At 71.1% G+C, this 21,301-nt stretch carries 21 protein-coding genes; 12 read left to right on the top strand and 9 right to left on the bottom strand.

Features of this window, described 5'->3' with window-relative positions; genetic code table 11:
• Positions 1-2 precede the first annotated feature (2 nt).
• The 4 genes from JOE59_RS14945 to JOE59_RS14930 all read right to left on the bottom strand — a co-directional run bounded on the left by JOE59_RS14945 (position 3) and on the right by JOE59_RS14930 (position 3,965).
• Positions 3-833: an ABC transporter permease gene (locus JOE59_RS14945; protein ID WP_204461734.1), complete on the bottom strand. Its 831-nt coding sequence runs from the start codon at positions 831-833 to the stop codon at positions 3-5.
• Positions 830-1,729, bottom strand: a complete 900-nt coding sequence (locus tag JOE59_RS14940; protein ID WP_204461732.1) for an ATP-binding cassette domain-containing protein — start codon at positions 1,727-1,729, stop codon at positions 830-832. Before JOE59_RS14940 ends, JOE59_RS14945 begins: the two co-directional genes overlap by 4 nt.
• Positions 1,730-1,907: 178 nt before the next feature.
• Positions 1,908-2,681 (bottom strand): isocitrate lyase/PEP mutase family protein, encoded by a 774-nt coding sequence (locus JOE59_RS14935; RefSeq protein ID WP_204461722.1) that lies wholly within the window; start codon positions 2,679-2,681, stop codon positions 1,908-1,910.
• A 69-nt stretch (positions 2,682-2,750) separates the two neighbouring features.
• Complete coding sequence (locus JOE59_RS14930; protein WP_204461720.1) at positions 2,751-3,965, bottom strand: cysteine desulfurase-like protein; 1,215 nt, start codon at positions 3,963-3,965, stop codon at positions 2,751-2,753.
• 48 nt (positions 3,966-4,013) lie between these two features.
• On the opposite strand from JOE59_RS14930, the gene JOE59_RS14925 reads away from it, so the two are divergent.
• From JOE59_RS14925 to JOE59_RS14915, 3 genes are all read left to right on the top strand, one after another.
• Positions 4,014-4,928 carry an LssY C-terminal domain-containing protein gene (locus JOE59_RS14925; protein ID WP_204461718.1) on the top strand — a complete coding sequence of 305 codons (915 nt, stop codon included), beginning with the start codon at positions 4,014-4,016 and terminating at the stop codon, positions 4,926-4,928.
• Complete coding sequence (locus JOE59_RS14920) at positions 4,925-5,434, top strand: hypothetical protein (protein WP_204461716.1); 510 nt, start codon at positions 4,925-4,927, stop codon at positions 5,432-5,434. Before JOE59_RS14925 ends, JOE59_RS14920 begins: the two co-directional genes overlap by 4 nt.
• Positions 5,435-5,522: 88 nt before the next feature.
• On the top strand, positions 5,523-6,194 hold the full coding sequence (locus JOE59_RS14915) for a DUF2306 domain-containing protein (protein ID WP_204461714.1): 672 nt from the start codon (positions 5,523-5,525) through the stop codon (positions 6,192-6,194).
• Between the two features lie 39 nt (positions 6,195-6,233).
• Here JOE59_RS14915 and JOE59_RS14910 read toward each other — a convergent pair whose 3' ends face one another.
• Complete coding sequence (locus JOE59_RS14910; protein WP_204461706.1) at positions 6,234-7,202, bottom strand: SIS domain-containing protein; 969 nt, start codon at positions 7,200-7,202, stop codon at positions 6,234-6,236.
• Positions 7,166-8,341 carry a hypothetical protein gene (locus tag JOE59_RS14905; RefSeq protein WP_204461698.1) on the bottom strand — a complete coding sequence of 392 codons (1,176 nt, stop codon included), beginning with the start codon at positions 8,339-8,341 and terminating at the stop codon, positions 7,166-7,168. Before JOE59_RS14905 ends, JOE59_RS14910 begins: the two co-directional genes overlap by 37 nt.
• A gap of 121 nt (positions 8,342-8,462) precedes the next feature.
• Here JOE59_RS14905 and JOE59_RS14900 point away from each other — a divergent pair, with 121 nt between their 5' ends.
• Genes JOE59_RS14900 through JOE59_RS14885 form a run of 4 tightly spaced genes read left to right on the top strand, consistent with a single transcriptional unit; the run spans position 8,463 to position 12,426 of the window.
• Complete coding sequence (locus JOE59_RS14900; protein ID WP_204461695.1) at positions 8,463-9,566, top strand: polyamine ABC transporter substrate-binding protein; 1,104 nt, start codon at positions 8,463-8,465, stop codon at positions 9,564-9,566.
• A gap of 4 nt (positions 9,567-9,570) precedes the next feature.
• Positions 9,571-10,467 (top strand): ABC transporter permease, encoded by an 897-nt coding sequence (locus JOE59_RS14895; protein WP_204461693.1) that lies wholly within the window; start codon positions 9,571-9,573, stop codon positions 10,465-10,467.
• On the top strand, positions 10,460-11,302 hold the full coding sequence (locus JOE59_RS14890) for an ABC transporter permease (protein ID WP_204461691.1): 843 nt from the start codon (positions 10,460-10,462) through the stop codon (positions 11,300-11,302). Before JOE59_RS14895 ends, JOE59_RS14890 begins: the two co-directional genes overlap by 8 nt.
• Positions 11,299-12,426, top strand: a complete 1,128-nt coding sequence (locus tag JOE59_RS14885; RefSeq protein ID WP_204461689.1) for an ABC transporter ATP-binding protein — start codon at positions 11,299-11,301, stop codon at positions 12,424-12,426. The genes JOE59_RS14890 and JOE59_RS14885 overlap by 4 nt, the downstream gene beginning before the upstream one ends.
• Here the strand turns inward: JOE59_RS14885 and JOE59_RS14880 are convergent.
• Positions 12,408-13,016 (bottom strand): TetR/AcrR family transcriptional regulator, encoded by a 609-nt coding sequence (locus tag JOE59_RS14880; RefSeq protein ID WP_204461687.1) that lies wholly within the window; start codon positions 13,014-13,016, stop codon positions 12,408-12,410. The two genes, JOE59_RS14885 and JOE59_RS14880, sit on opposite strands and share 19 nt — an antisense overlap.
• A 134-nt stretch (positions 13,017-13,150) precedes the next feature.
• On the opposite strand from JOE59_RS14880, the gene JOE59_RS14875 reads away from it, so the two are divergent.
• The 3 genes from JOE59_RS14875 to JOE59_RS14865 are packed head-to-tail and all read left to right on the top strand — an operon-like array spanning position 13,151 to position 17,366.
• Complete coding sequence (locus JOE59_RS14875) at positions 13,151-14,452, top strand: glycosyltransferase (RefSeq protein ID WP_239560286.1); 1,302 nt, start codon at positions 13,151-13,153, stop codon at positions 14,450-14,452.
• Positions 14,449-15,867, top strand: a complete 1,419-nt coding sequence (locus JOE59_RS14870) for an NAD(P)/FAD-dependent oxidoreductase (protein WP_307837088.1) — start codon at positions 14,449-14,451, stop codon at positions 15,865-15,867. The genes JOE59_RS14875 and JOE59_RS14870 overlap by 4 nt, the downstream gene beginning before the upstream one ends.
• 44 nt (positions 15,868-15,911) lie before the next feature.
• Positions 15,912-17,366: an aminobutyraldehyde dehydrogenase gene (locus tag JOE59_RS14865; RefSeq protein ID WP_204461682.1), complete on the top strand. Its 1,455-nt coding sequence runs from the start codon at positions 15,912-15,914 to the stop codon at positions 17,364-17,366.
• A gap of 76 nt (positions 17,367-17,442) precedes the next feature.
• Here the strand turns inward: JOE59_RS14865 and JOE59_RS14860 are convergent, their stop codons facing one another.
• Positions 17,443-18,699, bottom strand: coding sequence for an FAD-dependent monooxygenase (locus JOE59_RS14860; RefSeq protein ID WP_204461680.1), 1,257 nt, complete (start codon positions 18,697-18,699; stop codon positions 17,443-17,445).
• 106 nt (positions 18,700-18,805) lie between these two features.
• Between JOE59_RS14860 and JOE59_RS14855 the strand changes: the two genes are divergently transcribed.
• The gene (locus JOE59_RS14855; protein ID WP_204461671.1) at positions 18,806-19,402 is read left to right on the top strand and encodes a TetR/AcrR family transcriptional regulator; all 597 of its coding nucleotides are present in this window, start codon (positions 18,806-18,808) and stop codon (positions 19,400-19,402) included.
• Between the two features lie 111 nt (positions 19,403-19,513).
• Here the strand turns inward: JOE59_RS14855 and trhO are convergent, their stop codons facing one another.
• Positions 19,514-20,416, bottom strand: a complete 903-nt coding sequence (gene trhO / locus JOE59_RS14850) for an oxygen-dependent tRNA uridine(34) hydroxylase TrhO (RefSeq protein WP_204461669.1) — start codon at positions 20,414-20,416, stop codon at positions 19,514-19,516.
• A 116-nt stretch (positions 20,417-20,532) separates the two neighbouring features.
• On the opposite strand from trhO, the gene JOE59_RS14845 reads away from it, so the two are divergent.
• Complete coding sequence (locus JOE59_RS14845) at positions 20,533-21,291, top strand: SDR family NAD(P)-dependent oxidoreductase (protein ID WP_204461666.1); 759 nt, start codon at positions 20,533-20,535, stop codon at positions 21,289-21,291.
• Positions 21,292-21,301 lie beyond the last annotated feature (10 nt).

Here is a 21,301-nt window from a genome sequence, read left to right as displayed (position 1 = left end):
TCCTACGACACGTCCCGTCGCCAGGTCGTCGCCCCGCCGATCACCGTCGCCACGACCGCGATGCCGAGCAGCACGAGCCCGCCCTGCCACCATTCGAGGGTGTCGGTCGACCCGAGTGAGGCGATGTTGTAGAAGGATGCCCCGACGAGCGCGTCGCTCGCGGCGCCCGGCAGGAACCGGCCGATCGAGGCGGTGACGTCGCTGAGCGAGGCCACGACCCGCAGGATCGGTTCGACGAACTGGGTGAAGGCGATCACGATGACGATCGCGGCGACCTGGTTGACGACGAGCACGCCGAGGCCGACGCCGATCGCGCCCCAGAGTGCCATGGCGAGCACGCCGCGGCCGATGAGCGCCCACGTGTCGCTCGAGTCGAGCCCGGTGTCGAGGCCGAAGCCGGCGAGGGCCGCCGCGCCGGCGCCGACCGAGACGGCGAACGCGATGACGCCGAGGCCCGCGCCGACCACGAGCTGCGAGATGAACTTGGCGCTCAGCACGACCGTGCGGTGCGGTTCGGCGAGGAAGGTCGGCGTGAGGGTCTTGTGCCGGAACTCGCCGGTCACGGCGAGAGCGCCGAGCAGCACCGGGAACACGTAGCCCACCGACGACGCGAAGCTGTAGATGAGCGGTGCGAGCTCGGTGCCGGGCGGCACGGTGGTGTTGCCGCCGGCGGATGCCGCGGCATCCGGATTCTCGGTCGCCCAGCCGAGGAAGGCGCCCAAGCCGCCCGCCATGAACGCCACGTAGGCGGCGAGGAGGATCGCGAGGAGCCACCACATGCGCGTCGTGAAGACCTTCTGGAACTCGGAGCCGATGGCGCGCACGAGGTTCACGACTCGTCACCTCCGCCGACCAGCGAGAGGAACGACTCCTCGAGCCCCGATCTCAGGCGATGGAGGGCGGCGAGCTCGACGCCGCCGACGAAGGCGGCGTGGCCGACCCTGGCGGGGTCGGGTTCGTCGACGATGAACCCGTTGCGCCCCTCGGTGTACTGGAGGCCGGCGGCGTCGAGCGCGGCCGCGAGGGCTTCGCGATCAGGGGAGTCGGCGATCGTGCGCGGCGCCGAGTCGAGTTCGAGGCTCGCGAGGGTGCCGGTCTTCATGAGCCGGCCCTTCGCGATGATGACCACCTCGTCGACGCTCTGCTGCACCTCGCTGAGCAGGTGCGAGGAGACGAGCACGGTGCGACCCTCGCGGGCGAGGTTCTGCAGGAACCCGCGGATCCACTTGATGCCCTCGGGGTCGAGTCCGTTGATCGGCTCGTCGAGCACGAAGACGCCGGGGTCGCCGAGCAGCGTGTAGGCCAGGGCGAGCCGCTGGCGCATGCCGAGCGAGTAGCCGCCGACGCGGCGGTCGGCGTACTCCGACATGCCCACCTGCTCGAGCACGGCGGGCACCCGGGCCGACGACAGGCCCGCGGCGGTCGCGTAGACCTTGAGATGGTTGCGGGCCGTGCGCCCCGGGTGGAAGTTCGCGTCGAGTGCCGCGCCCACGGTCTCCAGCGGTCGCGGCAGCGCCGAATAGGGCGTGCCGCCGAAGGTCGCGGTGCCGGCGCTCGCGTGCTCGAGCCCGAGCAGCACCCGCAGCGTCGTGGTCTTGCCGGCCCCGTTCGGGCCGAGGAATCCGGTGACCTTGCCCGGTTGCACCGTGAAACTCAGGTCGTCGACCGCGGTCACGGGGCCGAAGTGCTTTCTGAGCCCCGAGATCTCGATGGGGATGCCGCTCGCCATGCGCTCTCCTCACAGTGGGGGCGAGCTCGGTCGCGCAGGCCGCACCCCCGCACGACCCGGGCAGCCAGGCCGCCTCACGCTCACCCTAGCGAGCAAGCGGGGCCGGATGCATCCGTCACGCGGGGGATTCGCGGAATCGCGTGTCGGGCAGACCAAGGTCGGCCCGACACGCGAGCACTCAGTTCAGCGGGCGGATGCCGTGCGGGGGCACGCCGCCCGCGTACAGCACGACGGCGGCGTCCTGCAGGGCGCCGAGCGCGATGCGCTGCGTGTACGGACCGTAGGAGACACGTGCGACGCCGAGCTCTTCGAGCCGTGCAGGAGGCGGCACGGAGGGCAGGCCGATGACGCTCACCCGGCGGTGGCCGATGCCGGCGACGAGCTGCTCGACGACGTCGTCGCCGAAGTCGCCGGGCACGAACACGCTCGTCGCGCCGGCGTCGAGGTAGGCGCGGCCGCGCTCGATCGCATCGGCGATGTTGACGTCGAGCGGACGCTCGCGCCCGCGGAGGAATGCGTCGGTGCGCGCGTTCAGGGCGAACGGCACGCCCTCGGCGTCGCCGGCGGCCACCGCTGCGGCGACCGCGGCGACCGAGTCGGCGAGCGGCTTCAGCTGGTCCTCGAGGTTCGCACCGGCGATGCCCTCGCCGATGGCGCGGCGGATCGTCTCGCCGGCATCGCCGTATCCGGCCTCGAGGTCGGCGCTCACCGGCACGTCGACGGCGCGTGCGATGCGCCCGCACATGTCGAGCATGAGCTCGACGGGGATCTGCTCGCCGTCGGGGTAGCCGAACGTGGCGGCGATCGAATGGCTCGCGGTGGCGATCGCGCGGGTCTGCGGCAGGGCGGCGACCGCGGTGGCGCTCACGACATCCCAGACGTTCACCACCTGGAGCAGTTCGGGGTCGGTGTGCAGGCGGCGGAGTTCGGCGGCGGTGTCGGCGAGGGTCATGATGCCAGCGTATGGCGACGGATCGGCGGCGGGCGCCGATCGGCCGGGTGACGTCCGGATCCCGCCGATTCAGACGAGCGCCGCGGCGAGGCCGTCGAGCAGTCGTTCGACGTCGTTCGCGTCGTTGTACGGCGCGAGCCCGACCCGAAGCCCGCCGGCATCGCCGAGTCCGAGGCGCCTCGAGGCCTCGAGCGCGTAGAAGTTGCTGCTCGGTGCGAGCACCCGGCCCTCGGCCAGCCGCTTCGTGACCTCGGATGCCTCGTGGCCGTCGAACGTCATGAGCAGCGTGGGCGTGCGGCGCGGTGCGCGCGACCACACGGTGACCCCGGGCAGCTCGGCGAGCCCGGCCTCGATGCGGGTGCGCAGCTCCTCCTCGTGCTCGTGCAGCGCCGCGTACGACGCGACGAGCCGCGCACGGCGCGAGCCCGCGGCATCCGCTTCGGGCAGGTCGGCGAGACCGGCCAGCGCGTCGACCGCCGCCGTGCCGCCCGCGAGCAGCTCGTAGGGCAGCGTGCCGAACTCGAACCGCTCGGGCACGACGTTCGTCGACGGCGCCAGCTTGTCGGGCGCGATGGACTCGAGCAGCTCGGGGGCCGCCGCGAGCACCCCGAAGTGCGGACCGAGGAACTTGTACGGCGAGCAGGTGAAGAAGTCGGCGCCGAGGGCCGCGACGTCGGGCAGTTCGTGCGCCGCGTAGTGCACGCCGTCGACGGAGACGAGCGCGCCGACCGCGTGCGCGGCCGCGGTGATCGCGGCGATGTCGGGCATCGTGCCGATGAGGTTCGACGCCGCGGTGACGGCGACGAGCCGGGTGCGTTCGGAGAGCATCGCGGTGACGGCCTCGACCGGCAACTCGCCGGTGGCCGGGTCGAAGTCGGCCCAGCGCACGACGGCGCCGACGCGCTCGGCGGCCTGCACCCACGGGCGCACGTTCGAGTCGTGGTCGAGCCGGGTGACGACGACCTCGTCGCCGGCTGCCCACTGCTTCGAGAGATGCCGCGAGAAGTCGTAGGTGAGCTGTGTGGCACTGCGCCCCTGCACGATGCCGCGCGGGTGCCCGTTGACGAGATCGGCCATCGCGAGCCGGAATCCGTGCACCGCAGCCTCGGCGCGCTCTTCGGAGACCCCGGTCGTGCCGCGGTTCGAGAGCGGGCCGGTGAGCACGGATGCCACGGCCTCGCCGACCGACCGCGGCGTCTGCGTGCCGCCGGGGCCGTCGAACTGCGCCCACCCGCTCTCGAGCGAGGGGAACTCGGACCGGATTCGCACGACGTCGTAGGCCATGGAGCGAGGATAGCCAGTCGGGGCGCCCGGCGCGGATAGCATGCAGGCATGGGCGAGGTGGGGGCCGAGGCATCCGGTGACCCGATCGACGGAGGGCAGGTCGACGGAGGGCCGCCCCCGGTCGTGCGCCGACGCAGGGTCTCGTTCAACGCGCTGCTCGACGGCTTCTTCTTCGTGTACGCGGGCATCGCGGCGGTCTGGCTCGCGTGGCTCGTGCTCACCGAGTCGTTCGAGTTCGGATGGTTCGGCATCCTCTTCTTCGTGGCCTTCTGGCTGGTGCTCGCCTATCTCGTGCTGCCGCGGCTGCACCGGATCCTCACGACGATCTACGTGCCCGACTACTTCATCGGACGGGCGCGCACGAGCGACGGCCTGCTCGGCGACCCCGTGAACCTCGCCTTCGACGGCGACGAGGCGGCGCTCCACGCCGCGATGCGCCGGGCCGGCTGGACCCGCGCCGACGACGTCACCGGGGCGTCGAGCTGGCGCATCGTCTCCTCGACGATCACCCGTCGCAGCTACGACGAAGCACCGGTCAGCCCGCTGTTCCTCTTCGGCAGGCAGCAGGACTTCGCCTACCAGCAGGAGGTGGCCGGCAACCCGGCGCGCCGGCACCATGTGCGGTTCTGGCGCACTCCCGACGACTGGCTGCTGCCCGGAGGCCGCCGCGTCGACTGGCTCGCGGCGGGCACCTTCGATCGGGCCGTCGGCTTCTCGCTCTTCACCCTGCAGATCACGCACAAGATCGACGCCGACATCGACATCGAGCGCGACCACATCGTCGACACCGTGCTCGGCGCGAACCCCGAGGCGCGGGTCGAGATGCTCGCCGACTTCTCGACGGGCTACCACTCGAGGAACGGCGGCGGCGACACCATCAGCACCGACGGCGATCTCCCGGTGGTCGAGGTCGGCGCGGTGCCGAGCGGCACGGTGCCGAGCGGGACGGAGGTCACCCGATGAGCGTCGAGAAGCGGCCGGCGTTCGAGTCGCCCGCGGCGCTCGTGAGCCGCCAACCCGACCCGCCTGCGATGCGACGCCCGGTCGCGACGACGTTCGGCGCCGTGCTCGTGGTGCTCAGGGTGATCGCCGGCGTCGTCTGGCTCATCTCGCTCGGGCTCCTCTGGCGCAAGACGCTCGTCGAGGACCTCGGGATCCCGCTCGACTCCGACGATGCGGCAGAGGCCGGGTCGAACCTCGCGCTCGTCGTCGTGCTCTGCCTCGGGGGGCTCGTGCTCGCGATCGAGCTCGTGTTCGCACTGCTGATCTTCCGCGGCAGCAACTGGGCTCGCATCACCGTGATGATCTTCGCGACGATCAGCATCACGGGGTCGGCGTTCGACTACTTCGGGGCCGATGCCGAGATCACGCTGCGCACGACGCTCATCACGCTCGCGCTCGACATCCTCGTGCTGCTCGCGCTCTCGAGCCGCAACGCTCGAACCTACGCACGCCGCCACCGTCGGTGAGTGATGCTCATCTCGGTCTGGGCGCACGCGTGATCGGGGAGTAGCGTGAGCGCCGGCGGAGGGCGAGCCGGCAAGGGGGTGCGACCGGATGTCGCGTGCGGTGGCGGTCTCGATGTGGTCGGTCGTCTTCCTGCTCATCGCGATCGTGCTCGTCTTCGCGGGCATCCGGTTCGGAACCGACGGGCCGCTGATCCTGACCGGCACCGACGCCGAAGGCGACACCTTCGAACTGCGCTATGTCGCCAACCCGTGGCTCGCCTACCTGCATATCGTGCCCGGCGTGCTCTACCTCGTGGGCGCGCCCCTGCAGCTCTGGCGGCGATTCCGGGAGCGGCACTTCAGGTTCCACCGCCGCTTCGGACGGGTGCTGCTCTCGCTCGGACTCGTGAGCGGCGTGTTCGCCCTCGCGTTCGGAGTGCCCTTCTCCTACGGCGGCGCCTGGCAGTCGCTCGCCGCGGCCGTCTTCGGCAGCTGGTTCCTCGTCGCACTCGTGCTCGCGTTCCGGGCGATCCGCGGGGGCGACGTGCGGATGCACCGGCGCTGGATGATCCGCGCGTTCGCCGTCGGACTCGGCGTCGGCATGATCCGCGTGTGGGTCGGCATCTTCGCGGGCTTCCAGATCCTCTCGCTGGAGGAGAGCTTCGCCCCGGCGTTCTGGCTCGGGCTCACGATGCATGTCGTCGCCGGCGAGCTCTGGCTCTGGTGGCGGCCGAACGAGGACGGGCTGCCGCGCGGCGCGCGTGCCTCCGTCGCGACGTGACCCGGCGGAGGCGGCCCAACGAGTTCCAGTGGCGGCGCCTCAGGCCCGAAGCCACCGATCGGCGACGAGTTCGCCCACGAGCACCTCGGTGAGTGCGGCGACCTCGTCGCGCTCGTCGCCGGGGAAGCGGATCGTGAGTTCGGCTCCCGGCAGGTCGCGACCGATGGAGGCGAAGCGGGAGCCGCGCTGCTCCATCCAATCGAGCGCCTGGGCGTCCCACACCGAGCCGGCGAACACGAGCGACCGGTAGTCCTGCGTCTTGGTGAGGTACACGTCGACGTGCGACCAGTCGCCCGTCTCCGAGGCGTAGGCGGCGCGGCGGGGCACCTCGCGCAGCATGAGCGCGGACTGCTGCGCGCTCGAGGCGCGCTCGGCCGGGGCGAGCGCCCAGGTGCCCATCGGCGCGGCGAGCAGCTCGGCGAGGGGAGGCAGCCAGCCGGTCGCGGTTGCGAACAGCTCGCGGGTCGCGGCGGCGGCGTCGCGCACGGATGCCGCGTCGAATCGAGCGGCCGGCGCGGTGCCGAGCAGGGCCTCGAGCACCGCGTCGAGCACCGGGAACGTCGCGCGGAACGTGCGGCAGGCGACGCCGGACGCCTCGACGCCCGCGAGGAGCGGCACGACCACGTCGGCGAGCCGGCCGAGCTCGGACTCCGGCCGGTTCGTGACCGCCACGAGGCGGCCGGTGCCGCGATAGCGCGCAACGGCTCGCAGCACCTCGGCGCTGCCCCCGGTCGCCGAGACCGCGACGACCGCGAGATCGGGCGCCGCCGGCGGCAGCAGCTCGGCGCTCGCGAGTTCGACGACGACGGTCGCGCCGATCGCACGGTAGCGGCGCGCCACGACGTCGGCGGCGTAGCGGCTCGAGCCCATGCCGAGCACGAGCACGCGCGAGGCACCGAGCACGGGGAGCCGTTCGAGGCCGGGCAAGCCCGCGTCGAGGGCGTCGGCCAGTGCGTCGAGCGTCTCGGGGATCAGCTCGAGATCTGCTCGGAAAGCGGCGGTGTCCACGGTTCCTCCGGATGTTCGTTCGTCGACGGGTGGCGGTGCGTGATCGCGGCATCGGGCGCGTAGATCCAGGCGGGCAGGAAGCGGTCGGCGTAGCGCAGCTCGGCGACGAGCTGCTCGGCCTCGAAGCCGGGCAGCAGCGCCTCGTCGAGCAGCTCGCCGTTCGGCACGTGCGTGCGGTAGGCGTCGAGGAAGTCGCGGCGCGCGCGGTCGGCCCACGCGAAGGTGCGAGCGTCGGCGCGCTGCAGTCGCTTCTGGGCGACGGCCGCGACGAGGTCGAACGAGACGAGCATGTGCGCGATGTCGCGCGCCGCGGCATCCGGCGCCTCGCGCTCTTCGGCGGCCAGCTGCGGGTCGCCGTCGAAGTCGATGACCGTGTAGCGGGGGGCGTCGGCGTCGGCGCCGGGGGAGCGCAGCACCTGCCCGACGTGCAGGTCGCCGTGGATCGGGAACTCGACGCCGGGGCCGGTCGTGCCGAGCGAGCGGATGTCGCGGGCGAGCGACTCGTGGCGGTTGCGCAGGCGCGCCCCGGCGTCGCCGCCGGCGAGGCGCAGCGCCGATCGCAGCGCGGTGGACGCACGATCGGCCCTGGCTGCCGGGGCCTCGGCCTCGGAGCGCACGGCGTCAGCGCCGAGCACGCCGTGGATGCGGGCGATGCGCTCGCCGAGGAGTGCCGGCCACTCGGGCTCGGGCCCGGCGCTCAGTGCGGCGACGACGTCGTCGACGGCCCAGGTCCAGCCGTCGACCGCGCCGGGCAGGTACTCGGTCACGACCGCGAGCGTCGAGGTGCCGAGCGTGGGATGGCGCCACTCGACGCGCCCGACGAAGCGGTCGACGTCGTCGGACCCGGCGGCGGCGAGCTGCTCGAGCAACGCGGCGGCGCGGTCCGCGGCGCTCCAGCGGCCGACGAGCTTGACGATGAGCCGTTCATCGACGATCACCGAGGTGTTGGTCTGGTCGACGGTGATGGCGCGCTCGGGGGCATCCGTCGCGACGCCGTCGTCGACGAGTCGCGAGATCGCCCGCGCGATGCCGTCACCGGCCGTCGGCCGCTGGTCGCCGGCGAGCACCCGGCCGTCGGCGTCGACGAGGAGCGCATGGTCGCCGACGACGATGCGTTCGCCCTGCAGTATCGAGTTCATTGAATTCGGATTGTAACTATTCGGCAACCGTCATACCAGCCTGTTCACTGAACCATTGCGGTTTCTTGATTCGTGGTGCAACAATCGCTCAACCTTTCCCGACTGCCCCTGGAGGTACCACATGACCACGACGCGACGTATCGTGGCGGCCGCGGCCGGCACGATCGCCCTCGCCTTCGCCGTCTCATCCTGCTCCTCCGGCGGCGGTGACGCCGTCGAGACACTCGATCCCAACGCCGACCTCAGCGAGCAGACGCTCACGGTCTCGATCTGGGCCGACTACTCGCCCGAGGACCTCGCCGAGAAGTTCGAGGCCGAGACGGGTGTGAAGACCACGATCGTCAACCACACCACGAACGAGGACATCGTGGCCAAGCTCACCGCGAGCGCCGACTCCGGCATCGACGTCGCCTTCGTCTCGGGGCAGTACGCGCAGGCGCTCGGCGAGCAGGGCCTGCTGGCCGAGCTCGACAAGGGGCTCATCCCGAACGAGGAGAACCTCTACCCCGAGGCCCTCGAGCTGGCCTACGACCCGGGCAACGTCTACTCGGAGCCCTACGCGTGGGGCACGACGGGCCTCTGCTACCGCCCCGACCTCACGGGCTACGACCCCACGTCGTGGAACGACCTGCTGAACCCGAAGCCCGAGCTCGTCGGCAAGACCACGATGCTCTCGACCGACCGCTGGCTCGCCGAGCCCGCGCTCAAGGCCGCCGGCAACTCCATCAACACGACCGACGACGACGAGCTCGCCGCGGCCAAGGAGCAGCTGCTGAAGACCAAGTCCACCCTCCTCGCCTACGACGACACGACCTTCTACTCGAAGCTCGTCTCTGGCGAGGCCGCGATGGTGCAGGCATGGGACGGCTGGTGCAACTATGGCATCGCCGAAGACCCGTCGATCAAGTTCGTCGTGCCCGAAGAGGGCTCGGACCTCTGGGTCGACACCATGACGGTGCTCGAGTCGTCGAAGAACAAGGAGGCCGCGATGGCCTTCCTGAACTACATCCTCGACCCCGAGGTGCAGACCTGGGTGGCCGAGAACATCCTCTACAAGGTGCCCAACAAGGCGGCCATGGAGGCCCTCGACCCCGCGCTCATCGAGTCGTACCCGACGCTCGGCATCACCGTCGACGAGCTCATGGAGCAGGAGGCGATCGTCGACCTCGGTGAGGACACGCTGAAGTACGTCGACCTGAACGCCGAAGTGCTCGCCACGAACTAGCGCCGTGACCTCGACGAACCACCCGGCAGCCCCCGCCGCACGCACGGTGCGGCGGGGGCTCGCCCCCGTTCCGTTCCTCGCGCCGGGCATGATCTACCTGATCCTGTTCATGGCGCTGCCCGTCGGCCTCCTCGCGTTCTACACCTTCTTCAAGCGCGGGCGCTTCGGCGGCATCGTGTTCGAGTTCACCTTCGACAACTGGGCGAAGCTCCTCGAACCGCTCTACGTCGGCGTCATCCTGCAGTCGATCGTGCTCGCCGGCATCGTGACGCTGCTCGCGCTCCTCATCGGCTACCCCATGGCGTACGCGATCGCGGGACTCTCGCCGAAGTGGCGCACGGTCGCGCTCATCGCGGTGGTGCTCCCGTTCTGGACGAACTTCCTGATCCGCACCTACGCCTGGATCCTGCTGCTGAACAACGCCGGCTGGGTCAACCAGTGGCTGCAGGGGCTCGGCATCACGGATGCCCCGATCAGCATGCTGTACACCCCGCAGGCGATCGTCGTCGGGCTCCTGTACATGTACCTGCCGCTCATGGTGCTGCCGCTCTACGCCTCGCTGCAGCAGCTCGACCCCTCGCTCCGCGAGGCGGCCACGAACCTCGGCGCCACGCCCTGGCGCGCGTTCCGCACGGTCACCCTGCCGCTCTCGATCCCGGGCGCGCTCACCGGCTGCATCTTCGTCTTCGTGCCCGCGATGTCGAACTTCGTGATCCCCGAGCTCATCGGCGGCGGCAAGACGATCATGGTCGGCAACCTCGTGCGCGACCAGTTCTTCGAGGCCCGCGACTGGCCGTTCGGCGCGACGCTGGCGCTCCTCCTCACGATTCTGCTCGTCATCGTCATCGTCGTGCAGACCGCGGTGTCCCGCCGCCTCACGGAAGGACCGCGCCGTGGTTGACACGACTGCGCCGACGACCACGGCGATGCGAGAGCTCGAGCCGACGGCCCGCCCTCGCGCGGTGCGAAAGCCCCGCGGCATCCTCGTGCCGCTCTGGCTCGGGTACGTGTTCCTGTACCTGCCGATCCTCATCGTCGTGATCATGAGCTTCAACGCCTCCGAGAACCTCTTCGTCTGGAAGGGCTTCTCGCTGCGCTGGTACCCCGAGCTCTTCGCCGACGAGAAGATCATGCAGGGCCTCGGCAACACGCTCATCGTCGCGACGGGCGCCACCGCGATCGCGACCGTGCTCGGCACGCTGCTCGCCTACGGCATCCAGCACTACACGCGGGGCGGGCTCATCCGCGCGTTCGCGATCGCCCCGGCGATCCTGCCCGACCTGCTGCTCGGCATCGGACTGCTCACGTTGTTCTCGCTCGCGAGCATCACCCTCGGGCTGCACTCGGTGATCCTCGCGCACGGCGTCTTCGCGACGGCGTTCGTGACGGCCATCGTGCTCGCCCGCATGGCGAACCTGGACCCGAGCCTCGAAGAGGCATCGCGCGACCTCGGCGCCGGGGCCCTGCGCACCTTCATGCGGGTGACCCTGCCGCAGCTCGCGCCCGGCATCGTCGCTGGCGCGCTGCTCGCCTTCACCCTCTCGATCGACGAGTTCGTGATCGCGTTCTTCACGACCGCGCCCACGCAGCCCACCCTGCCGATCGTCATCTACTCGATGGTGCGGTTCGGCGTGACCCCCGAGGTCAACGCCCTCGCCACCATCCTCCTCCTCGTGAGCGTCGTGACGGTGATCGCGGCGCAACGACTGACCCGACTGACAGGAAGCACACGATGAGCTCCGCCCCCCTGCTCCGCGTCGACGGCGTTCGCGCCGTGTACGGCGACACCGTCGCACTGCACGGCGTCTCGCTCGACATCGCCCACAACGAGTTCTTCGCGCTGCTCGGCCCGTCGGGCTGCGGCAAGACCACCCTGCTGCGCTCGATCGCCGGATTCGAGACGCCGGCCGAGGGTCGCATCGAGGTCGACGGCGAAGACCTGCTGCGCCTGCCCGCCCACAAGCGGCCCGTCAACATGATGTTCCAGAGCTACGCGCTCTTCCCGCACATGAGCGTGGAGAAGAACGTCGCCTACGGCCTCGAGGCCGATGGCGTCGGCGCGGCCGAAGTGCGCTCGCGCGTCGCCGACGTGATGGACGTCGTCGGGCTCGGCCCGCTCGCCAAGCGCCGGCCCACGCAGCTCTCGGGCGGCCAGCGCCAGCGCGTCGCGCTCGCCCGGGCGATCGTGAAGCGGCCGAAGCTGCTGCTGCTCGACGAACCGCTCTCGGCGCTCGACCGCCAGGTGCGCGCCTCGATGCAGCTCGAGCTGAAGCGCCTGCAGCACGAGGTCGGCCTCACGTTCGTCGTCGTCACGCACGACCAGGAGGAGGCCATGTCGATGGCCGACCGCATCGCCGTGCTTCGCGACGGGCGCCTCGAGCAGCTCGCCTCGCCGCAGGAGCTCTACGCGCACCCCGCCTCGCGCTTCGTCGCGTCGTTCATCGGCACGGCGAACCTGCTCGACGGCACGGCCACCGCCGACGGCGTCGCGGTCGACGGCTTCGGCGCCGTCGTCGCCTCGCACGCGCTGGTGGCCGGTGCGCCGGCGACGGCGGTCGTGCGCCCCGAAGACGTCGAGCTGACGACGGATGCCGCGACCGGCCTGTCCGGAACGGTCGTCGACACCTACTTCCTCGGCGGGGCCACGACCATCTCGGTCGAGGTGCCCGGGCACGCCGAACCGCTCCTCGCGACGGTGCACGGGGCGACCCGGCTCGAGCGCGGCGCACGCGTCGGTGTGCGGTTCGGGCGCGCGACGGCGGTCGCCCGCGAGGCCGGCTCGGACGCCGAGGCATCCGACGCCGCGCAGGTGCCGCCCGCCGCGCCCGAGGCGCCGGCGCCTCAGGACGTGAGCGCGTGACCCGTCGCGAGTCGTGCGTACGCGAGCAGCAGCTCGCGCGCCGCGGCGTGGTCGAGCGTCGGGTGCTTGGCGATGATGCGGTAGCCGTAGGCGTCTTCGAGCGCGACCAGGTTGCGGGCGATCACGAGCGAGGGCTGCGCGAGGGCGAAATGGCCTCGGGCCGCGCCCTGCTCGAGTACGACCTGGTACATGCCGACCTGCCGGTCGTAGAGCGTGGTGAGCAGCGACGCCATGAGCGGGTTGCGGCCGGCCGAGCCGCCGAGCTCGCAGAGCAGTCGCACCTCGGTGTCGTCGGAGCCGCGCGGCAGTCCCGAGTCGACGAGCGCCGTGAGGCGCAGCACGGGGTCGTCGTCGAGGGCCTCGAGCATGCGCACGCGCTCCTCGTAGAACCGCTCCATGCCGGCGCGGTTCGCCTCGAACATGAGCTCGTCGATGTCGGGGTAGTAGTAGAGCACGGCGCCAGAGGTGAGGCCCGCCTCCTCGGCGACGCGGTTGAGCCGCGCCCCGTCGGGCCCGTGCGCTGCGATGGCGCGCTGCGCCGCAGCCACCAATTGGCTGCGCCGTTCCTCCTGGCGCTTCGGCCTGGCCATCGTGCTCCTTCCAGATCAGACAGATTGTCTGCATCGATGGTCAATATTAGGCCGAACTGACTTGAAAACATATGGGTTCAGCCCGGAAGAATTCTCTCTATCCACCTGCAAGGAATTGTCGAATGGAGTCACCGATGACTGAAGAGCGCCGCACGTTCCTGTTCATGCCCGAGAGCGCCTACGGGCCCACGAACAACTGCATCGGCATCGGCGACGAACTGCTCCGCCGCGGTCACCGGGTCGTGTTCGCCGCCGAGCGGTCATGGGAGGGCAAGCTCACCGCCCTCGGCTTCGAGGAGGACCTCGTCGACCTCGCCCCCGCACCGGAAGAGGTCGTGGAGCAGGACGCCGGGCAGTTCTGGAAGGACTACATCAAGGAGATCTCGCCCGAGTTCCAGAAGACCACCTCCGAGCAACTCGAGACCGTGGTGCTGCCGATCTGGGAGGCGCTCGTCGACGGGGCCAAGTACTGCGAGCCCCAGTTGAAGGCGATCATCGAGCGGGTGCAGCCCGACGTCATCATCGAAGACAACGTGCTGAGCTTCCCGGCCCTCGAGACGGCCGGCCGGCCGTTCGTGCGCATCGTCTCGTGCAACCCGCTCGAGGTGCCGGGCGACGGAATCGCGCCCGCCTTCTCGGGTCTCGCCGCCGACGACCGCGAGGGCTGGGCCGAGTTCCGCGCCGAGTACGACCGCACGCACCGCGCCCTCTGGCAGGCCTACGACGCCTGGGTGCAGGAGCAGGGCGCCGCGCCGCTGCCCGACCTCGAGTTCATCGGCCACGGCGACGCCAACGTGTACGTCTACCCCGAGGCCCTCGACTACGACGCCGAGCGTCCGCTGCCCGCGGGTTGGCACCGTGTCGACTCCTCGGTGCGCGAGACCGAGAGCGAGGTGCCCGAGCTCCCGGCCTCGTTCACCGACGGCTCCCGGCCGCTCGTGTACTTCAGCCTCGGCTCGCTCGGCTCGGCCGATGTCGACCTCATGCGCCGCGTCATCGCCGCGCTCGCCGACCAGCCGGTCAACGTCATCGTCTCGAAGGGTCCGCTGCACGACGAGTTCGACCTCGCCGACAACATGTGGGGGGCCGAGTTCCTGCCGCAGACGAAGCTCCTGCCGCTCGCCGACCTCGTGATCACGCACGGTGGCAACAACACGACCACCGAGGCGCTGCACTTCGGCAAGCCGATGATCGTGCTGCCCCTCTTCTGGGACCAGTACGACAACGCCCAGCGCGTGCACGAGAAGGGCTTCGGCCTGCGCGTCGACCCGTACCGCTTCACGCCCGAAGAGCTCGCGAGCGCCGTGCAGACCCTGCTCGGCGACGCGGAGCTCCGCGAGCGCACGGCCGCCGTCGGCGCCGACATCCGCTTGCGCAGCGGTCTCGCGAGCGCCGCCGACGTGATCGAGCGCGTCGCAGTCTCCGAGCGCGTGTGAACGCGTCGCAGCAGGTGGCGGATGCCGCGGCAGCCGCCCTCGTCGGCGCCGCCCCGAAGCCGTACTGGATGGACCGGGCCGATGCGCCTGCGCTCGGCGCGCCGCTCAGTGAGCGGGTCGAGGCCGACCTCGTCGTCATCGGCGGAGGCTTCACCGGGCTGTGGACGGCGTGGCGCGCGCTCGAGCGCGACCCCGGGGCATCCGTCGTCGTGCTCGAGGCCGACCGCGTCGCCCACGGCGCCACCGGGCGCAACGGCGGCTTCGTCGCGAGCTCGCTGACTCACGGCCTCACACACGGCACCGCGATCTGGCCCGACCAGGTCGCCGCGCTCGCCGAGGAGGGCGATCGCAACCTCGCCGAGCTCATCGCGACGATCGAGGCTGCGGGAATCGACTGCGACCTGCGCCGCTCGGGCAAGACCACCCTCGCCGTCGAGGAGTGGCAGCTCGCCGGCCTCCGCGAGGCGCAGGAGCTCGGCGCCCGGCACGGGGTGCACCTCGAGCTGCAGTCGCGCGATGAGGTGCAGGCCGACGTGCATTCGCCGAGCTACCTCGGTGGCCTCCGCGACCGCACGGGAACCGTGCTCGTCGACCCGGCGCGACTCGCGTGGGGGATGGCCGCCGACCTCCGGCGTCGCGGCGTGCGCATCTTCGAGGCATCCGCCGCGACCGGAATCGAGACGAACGGCGCCGGCGTGCGCGTGCGCACCGCGCTCGGCCACGTCGACGCCCGCCACGCGGTCATCGCGACCGCCGCCTACCCGGCGCCGCTCAAGCGCCTCGGCTCGTACATCATGCCGCTCTACGACCACGTGCTCATGACCGAGCCGCTCACCGAGGCGCAGCAGGCGTCGATCGGCTGGGGCGAGGGGCAGGGGCTCACCGATGCGGGCAACCAGTTCCACTACTACCGGCCCACCGCCGACGGCCGCATCCTCTTCGGCGGATGGGACGCCGTCTACTACTACGGCGGCAAGGTCGACGCGAGCCTCGAGCAGCGCGACAGCTCGCACGAGCTGCTCGCCCGGCACTTCTTCGAGACCTTCCCGCAGCTCGGCGGACTGCGGTTCACGCACCGCTGGGCGGGCCCGATCGACTCGACCACCCGGTTCACGGCCGCCTACGGCACCGCCCGCGGCGGCCGGGTCGCCTACGCGGTCGGGCACACCGGCCTCGGCGTCGGCGCGTCGCGGTTCTCGGCGGATGTCGCGCTCGACCTGCTCTCGGGCGAGCCGACGTCGCGGCTGCGCTACGACATCGTGCGGCGCCGGCCGTTCCCGATCCCGCCCGAGCCGTTCCGCAATCCGATCATCCAGTTCACCCGGCACTCGATCCTCTCCGCCGACGCGCACGAGGGTCGGCGCAACCTCTGGCTCCGCACCCTCGACCGCTTCGGACTCGGCTTCAACTCCTGAGCAGCACCGGCACGCGGCATCCGTCGCGGCCCGAAAGGAACACCATGACCACCGGCACCTTCATCGGCGAGTACCGCAGCGGATCGGGCGGCGACACCGTCATCACGAACCCCGCGACCGAGCAGGAGGTCGCGGCGTTCACCGCCTCGGGCGTCGCCGACGTCGACGAGGCCGCGGCCGCCGCACGCGCCGCGCAGCCCGAGTGGGCCGCGAAGACCCCGGGGGAGCGCTCGCTCGCGCTGCTCCGCCTCGCCGACGCGCTCGAGGCCGACGCCGAGCACCTCGCGAAGCTCGAGGTCGAGGACTCCGGCAAGCCGTGGACGACCGCCTTCGACGGCGAGCTGCCGTTCGGCATCGACAACCTGCGCTTCTTCGCGGGTGCCGCCCGCTCGCTCGACGGCACGGGCGCCGGCACGCTCTCGAACGGGTACACCTCGATCATGACGCGCCGCCCGGTGGGCGTCGTCGCCGGCATCACGCCCTGGAACTTCCCGCTCATCATGGCGATCTGGAAGGCCGGCCCCGCGCTCGCCGCGGGCAACGCCGTCATCGTCAAGCCCGCGCCGGCCACGCCGCGCACGACCCTGCGCTTCGCCGAGCTCGCGGTGCAGGCCGGCCTGCCCGCCGGCATCTTCAGCGTCGTCACCGGCGACGCCGAAGTCGGCCAGGCGCTCGTCACCCACCGCGAGGTCGACATGGTGAGCGTCACCGGCTCGACCCAGACCGGCAAGGCCGTCATGCGCGGCGCCGTCGAGGGCGTCAAGCGCGTGCACCTCGAGCTCGGAGGCAAGGCGCCCGTGATCGTCTTCAAGGACGCCGACCTCGGCGCCATGGCGCACGCCGTCGCCCTCGGCGCGACGTACAACACCGGCCAGGACTGCACCGCGGCGACCCGCGTCTACCTCGAGCGCTCGGTGTACGACGACGGCGTCGCGGCACTCCGCGCGGCCATCTCGGGCATCGTCGCCGGCGACCCGATGGACGCCGACACCCACATCGGCCCGCTCATCTCGAAGACCCACCTCGAACGCGTCTCGGGCTTCGTCTCCCGTGCCGTCGCCGAGGGCGCCGAGGCGCTCGCCGGCGGCCACGCGATCGACCGCGTCGGCTCGTACTTCGCACCGACGCTGCTGGTCGGCGCCGCGCAGTCCTCCGAGATCGTGCAGGGAGAGGTGTTCGGGCCCGTGCTCGTCGTGCTCCCGTTCGACGGCGAGGCCGAGGGCATCGCGCTCGCGAACGACAGCGCCTACGGGCTCGCCTCGTCGGTGTGGACCTCGGATGTCTCACGCGCCCTGCGCGTCAGCCAGTCGCTCGACGTCGGCGTCACGTGGGTCAACGACCACCTGCCGATCGCGTCGGAGGCGCCGCACGGCGGCGTGAAGGGCTCGGGCTTCGGCAAGGACATGTCGATCGAGCCGATGCTCGACTACTCGGTCACGCGCCACCTCATGATCCGGCACGCGCCGCCGCCCGAGACCACGGGCTTCCGCCCGGCCTGACGCATCAGTTGGTCGTCGGTCGAGTAACGGAGCGTATCGAGACCATTCGTCGGGGTCTCGATACGCTCCTTCGTCGCTACTCGACCGGCGTAGCGTGCACCGGGGCGGGCGCGGTCACGGGGAGGGGCAGCTCGGCCTGGTTCGCGGCGAACATCCGCTTCACGATGGGGCGGACGGGCTTCGAGAGCATGAGGCCCGTCATCGCGCGCGACATCAGCGCCTCGAAGCGGTTCGCGGGCACCATGCGCTCGATGCCGCCGCCCATGAGGTGCTTGCCGGCTTCGGCGAATGGCGCGAGGTCGCTCGCGTACTGCCGTGCAGCGGCGACCGGGTCGCCGGGTGTCTCGGCGATACGGGCGGCGAGCAGGTAGGCGCCGATGAGCGCGGTCGCGGTGCCCATGCCCGACATCGGCGAGCCGCACGCCGCGGCGTCGCCGACGAGCACGACCCGGCCGTTCGCGGGCTCGGCGACGTCGATGCGCGCCAGCTCGTCGAAGTAGAAGTCGGATGCCGCGGGCATGGCGTCGAGCACCGTGGAGGCGTGCCATCCGGCGCCCTCGAGCGACCGGCGGACCAGCGCCTTCTGCGCGGCCCGGTCGCCGCGCAGTGCGGGGTCGCGGTCGACGCGAAGCGTGATGATCGCCTTGGAGGTCGACGGGTCGAAGTCGGGGCGGATGCCGAAGGTCGCACCCGGCACGAACCGCATCGAGAACCAGCCCGGCTCCACATCGGCCGGCGTCGGCATCGTGAAGAACGCCATGTAGCCGCCGAGGTACGTCGAGACCTCCTCCTCGGGCCCGAACGCGAGGCGGCGGGTCGCCGAGTGCACGCCGTCGGCGCCTACGACGAGGTCGAACCGCTCGTCGGGGGCGTGCTCGAAGGCGACGTCGACGCCGTCGGCATCCTGCGTGATCGCGGTGATGCGGTCGCCGTAGCGGAGGTCGAGCAGGCCGGGCGCGGCCGCGCTCACCGCCGCGAGTCGGTCGCGCAGCACCTCGTCGAGGTCGCCGCGGGCGATCTCGATCTCGGCGACCGCCCCCTTGCCGTCGAAGTCCTCCATCGACATGCGGCCGAACACGCGGCCCGCGCCGTCGACGTAGGAGAGCCCCAGTTCATGCAGCAGCCGCGCCCGGATGCCGGGCATGAGGCCCATGCGCTCGGCGACCTCGCGGCTGGCTCCGCGGAGGTCGACGGCCTGGCCGCCCGGGCGGGGAGTGTCGGCGCGCTCGACGACGGTGGTGCGGATGCCGCTGCGTACGAGCTGCAGGGCGAGCGCGTGCCCGGCGATGCCGCCGCCGGAGATCAGGATGTGCGGGTTGGTGTTCGTGGTCATCGCCGTGCCTCTCCTCGATTCAGACGTTTGTCTCATACGTATGTCTAACAATGATTGAGACGAATGTCTAGTACGAATGTCTGAATCGTTCGCGTACGATCGACGCATGGGCAATCGTGAAGACCTGCTGGCGGGGGCGCGCCGGGTGATCGTGGAGCGCGGGGTCGCGAAGGCGACCGCACGTGACATCGCGACCGAAGCGGGCGTGAGCCTTGCCGCGATCGGCTATCACTTCGGCTCGAAGGAGCAGCTCATCACCGAGGCGCTCATGGCCTCGCTCGGCGACGGCATCGGCGACAGCATGGAGGCCGTCGTCGGCGAGACTGCGGCGATGCCGATGCTCGACGGCTTCGCCGAACTCTGGAACCGCATGCCCGAGGTGTTCGCAGCGAACCGCGAGCCGCTGCTCGCGAGCCTCGACAACACCGTGCGGGTGCTGCGCGACCCCGAGGCCGCTCGCCACCTCGCCGAGGCGGCGGGGGAGGGCTACCTGGGCATCGCCGAGCAACTCCGCGCCGCGCGCCCCGAGCTCTCCGACGAGCAGGTCGACGCGGTCGCGAAGCTCGACTTCGCGCTCGTGCAGAGCCTCGGCATCCTGTGGCTGCTCGCCCCCGATCGTCTGCCGAGCGGCGACGACCTCGCCCGCGCGGTCGCCGTCATCGCCGGCGCCGAACCGCCGGCAGGGCCCGCGCGGGTCGAGTAGCTCAGCGTATCGAGACCACCGCCCCGTGCCGGTCGACGTGTCGAACGCATCGGGGCCACTCGACGCGTCCCGATACGCTCCTTCGTCGCTACTCGACCGGCGGGTCCGCCGCTAGTCGAGCGACGAGGTCGCGTGCAGCTCGCACGTCGCGGCGTCGCACGACTCGCACAGCACGAACTCGGCGTCGCACGAGGCATCCGTGCAGTTGGCGGTGCGGTTCGTCGCGGTGCCGCAGCGCGCGCACGTGCCGATGACGGCGGCATGGTCGCTGAAGTCGATCGAGCCGCGCTGGTCGAACACGTAGAGCGAGCCCTGCCAGAGGCCGTCGTCGCCGAACCGCTCACCGTAGCGCACGATGCCGCCCTCGAGCTGGTAGACCTCGCCGAATCCGCGGCTCGTCATGAGGCTGGAGAGCACCTCGCAGCGGATGCCGCCGGTGCAGTAGGTGACGACGGGGCGGCCTTTCAGTTCGTCGTACTTTCCGGAGTCGAGCTCCTCCACGAAGTCGCGGGTCGTCTCGACGTCGGGCACGACGGCGCCGACGAAGCGGCCGATCGCCGCCTCGAGCGAGTTGCGGCCGTCGAAGAAGACGACCTCGTCGCCGCGCTCGGCCATGAGCTCGTGCAGTGCGTCGGGGCTCAGCTTCGTGCCACCGCCGACGACGCCCTGCTCGTCGACGCTCAACTCGCCGGGTGCGCCGAACGAGACGATCTCGTCCCGCACCTTCACGCTGAGCTTCGGGAAGTCGACGCTCGCACCCTGCTCGTCGAGGCCGGCGCCCTCGCTCCACTTGAAGTCGATGTGCTTGAACGCGGGGTACTCGCGGGTCTTCCGCACGTAGCGCTTCAGCGCCTTCATCTCGCCGCCGAGCGTGCCGTTCAGGCCGTGCTCCGAGATCAGGATGCGCCCGCGCAGTCCGAGCGACTCGGCGAGGTCGCGCTGCCACAGCCGCACGGCGTCGGGGTCGGCGAGCGGAGTGAACACGTAGTAGAGGAGGATCTTGGCGAGGGCCACCCAGAGATCATACGGGCGCTTGCTCGGGGTCGCGTGTGAGGGTGCTTGCTTAACTCGTACTTTCATATACTGTTTATGTCAGTACTAGTAAAGCAATCCACACGAAGGAGCACTCGATGACCGAAATCGCTGCCCGCCGCTTCGGCGGTCGCACCGCCATCATCACGGGCGCCGGCTCGGGCATCGGCCGAGCCGCCACCCGCATCCTCGCCGCAGAGGGGGCCACGGTGATCGCCTCGGACATCGCGGCAGACCGGCTGCAGGAGCTCGCGGAGGAGCTGGGCGAGTTCGACGTGCGCACCGTGGTCGGTGACGTGACCCGGGAGGAGACGGTGCGCGAGCTCATCGACGCCGCGGCCGGCAGGGTCGACGTGCTCGCCAACATCGCCGGCATCATGGACGGCGTCCTCCCCGCCGACGAGGTCGACGACGCCACCTGGCAGCGGGTGTTCGACATCAACGTCACCGCCGTGCTCCGCACGACACGCGCCGTGGTTCCGCTCATGCGCGAGCGGGGGGCAGGTGCGATCGTCAACATCGCCTCGGAGGCCTCCTTCCGCGGGTCGGTGGGCGGCGCCGCCTACACGGCGTCGAAGCACGCCGTCGCCGGCCTGACGAAGAGCACTGCGTTCATGTACGGACCACAGGGCATCCGCACGAACGCGGTGGCGCCGGGAGCGGTCGTGACCGGGCTCGACGTGTCGTGGAGATCCGAGTACGGCGCGGCCCGCACGGGCCCGGTGCTGCAGGCGACGATGTCGGCTCCCGCCTCGGCCGAGCAGATCGCCGGCACGGTGGCCTGGCTCGCGAGCGACGAGGCCGCCAACATCAACGGCGTGATCCTCGCCTCGGACGGCGGCTGGTCCGCCGTCTGATCGTGGTCGC

It is taken from the genome of Agromyces cerinus, assembly GCF_016907835.1.
GTDB lineage: Bacteria > Actinomycetota > Actinomycetes > Actinomycetales > Microbacteriaceae > Agromyces > Agromyces nitratus.
The sequence above is the reverse complement of the archived record's forward strand: the minus strand, read 5'-3'. Positions and strand labels throughout refer to the sequence as shown.

Bases quoted from the DNA above. Each gene is read 5' to 3' on its own strand.
- JOE59_RS14940 (WP_204461732.1), bottom strand. From the start codon at position 1,729: ATGGCGAGCGGCATCCCCATCGAGATCTCGGGGCTCAGAAAGCACTTC.
- JOE59_RS14935 (WP_204461722.1), bottom strand. From the start codon at position 2,681: ATGACCCTCGCCGACACCGCCGCCGAACTCCGCCGCCTGCACACCGAC.
- JOE59_RS14930 (WP_204461720.1), bottom strand. From the start codon at position 3,965: ATGGCCTACGACGTCGTGCGAATCCGGTCCGAGTTCCCCTCGCTCGAG.
- JOE59_RS14925 (WP_204461718.1), top strand. From the start codon at position 4,014: ATGGGCGAGGTGGGGGCCGAGGCATCCGGTGACCCGATCGACGGAGGG.
- JOE59_RS14920 (WP_204461716.1), top strand. From the start codon at position 4,925: ATGAGCGTCGAGAAGCGGCCGGCGTTCGAGTCGCCCGCGGCGCTCGTG.
- JOE59_RS14915 (WP_204461714.1), top strand. From the start codon at position 5,523: ATGTCGCGTGCGGTGGCGGTCTCGATGTGGTCGGTCGTCTTCCTGCTC.
- JOE59_RS14905 (WP_204461698.1), bottom strand. From the start codon at position 8,341: ATGAACTCGATACTGCAGGGCGAACGCATCGTCGTCGGCGACCATGCG.
- JOE59_RS14900 (WP_204461695.1), top strand. From the start codon at position 8,463: ATGACCACGACGCGACGTATCGTGGCGGCCGCGGCCGGCACGATCGCC.
- JOE59_RS14885 (WP_204461689.1), top strand. From the start codon at position 11,299: ATGAGCTCCGCCCCCCTGCTCCGCGTCGACGGCGTTCGCGCCGTGTAC.
- JOE59_RS14880 (WP_204461687.1), bottom strand. From the start codon at position 13,016: ATGGCCAGGCCGAAGCGCCAGGAGGAACGGCGCAGCCAATTGGTGGCT.
- JOE59_RS14875 (WP_239560286.1), top strand. From the start codon at position 13,151: ATGACTGAAGAGCGCCGCACGTTCCTGTTCATGCCCGAGAGCGCCTAC.
- JOE59_RS14865 (WP_204461682.1), top strand. From the start codon at position 15,912: ATGACCACCGGCACCTTCATCGGCGAGTACCGCAGCGGATCGGGCGGC.
- JOE59_RS14860 (WP_204461680.1), bottom strand. From the start codon at position 18,699: ATGACCACGAACACCAACCCGCACATCCTGATCTCCGGCGGCGGCATC.
- JOE59_RS14855 (WP_204461671.1), top strand. From the start codon at position 18,806: ATGGGCAATCGTGAAGACCTGCTGGCGGGGGCGCGCCGGGTGATCGTG.
- JOE59_RS14845 (WP_204461666.1), top strand. From the start codon at position 20,533: ATGACCGAAATCGCTGCCCGCCGCTTCGGCGGTCGCACCGCCATCATC.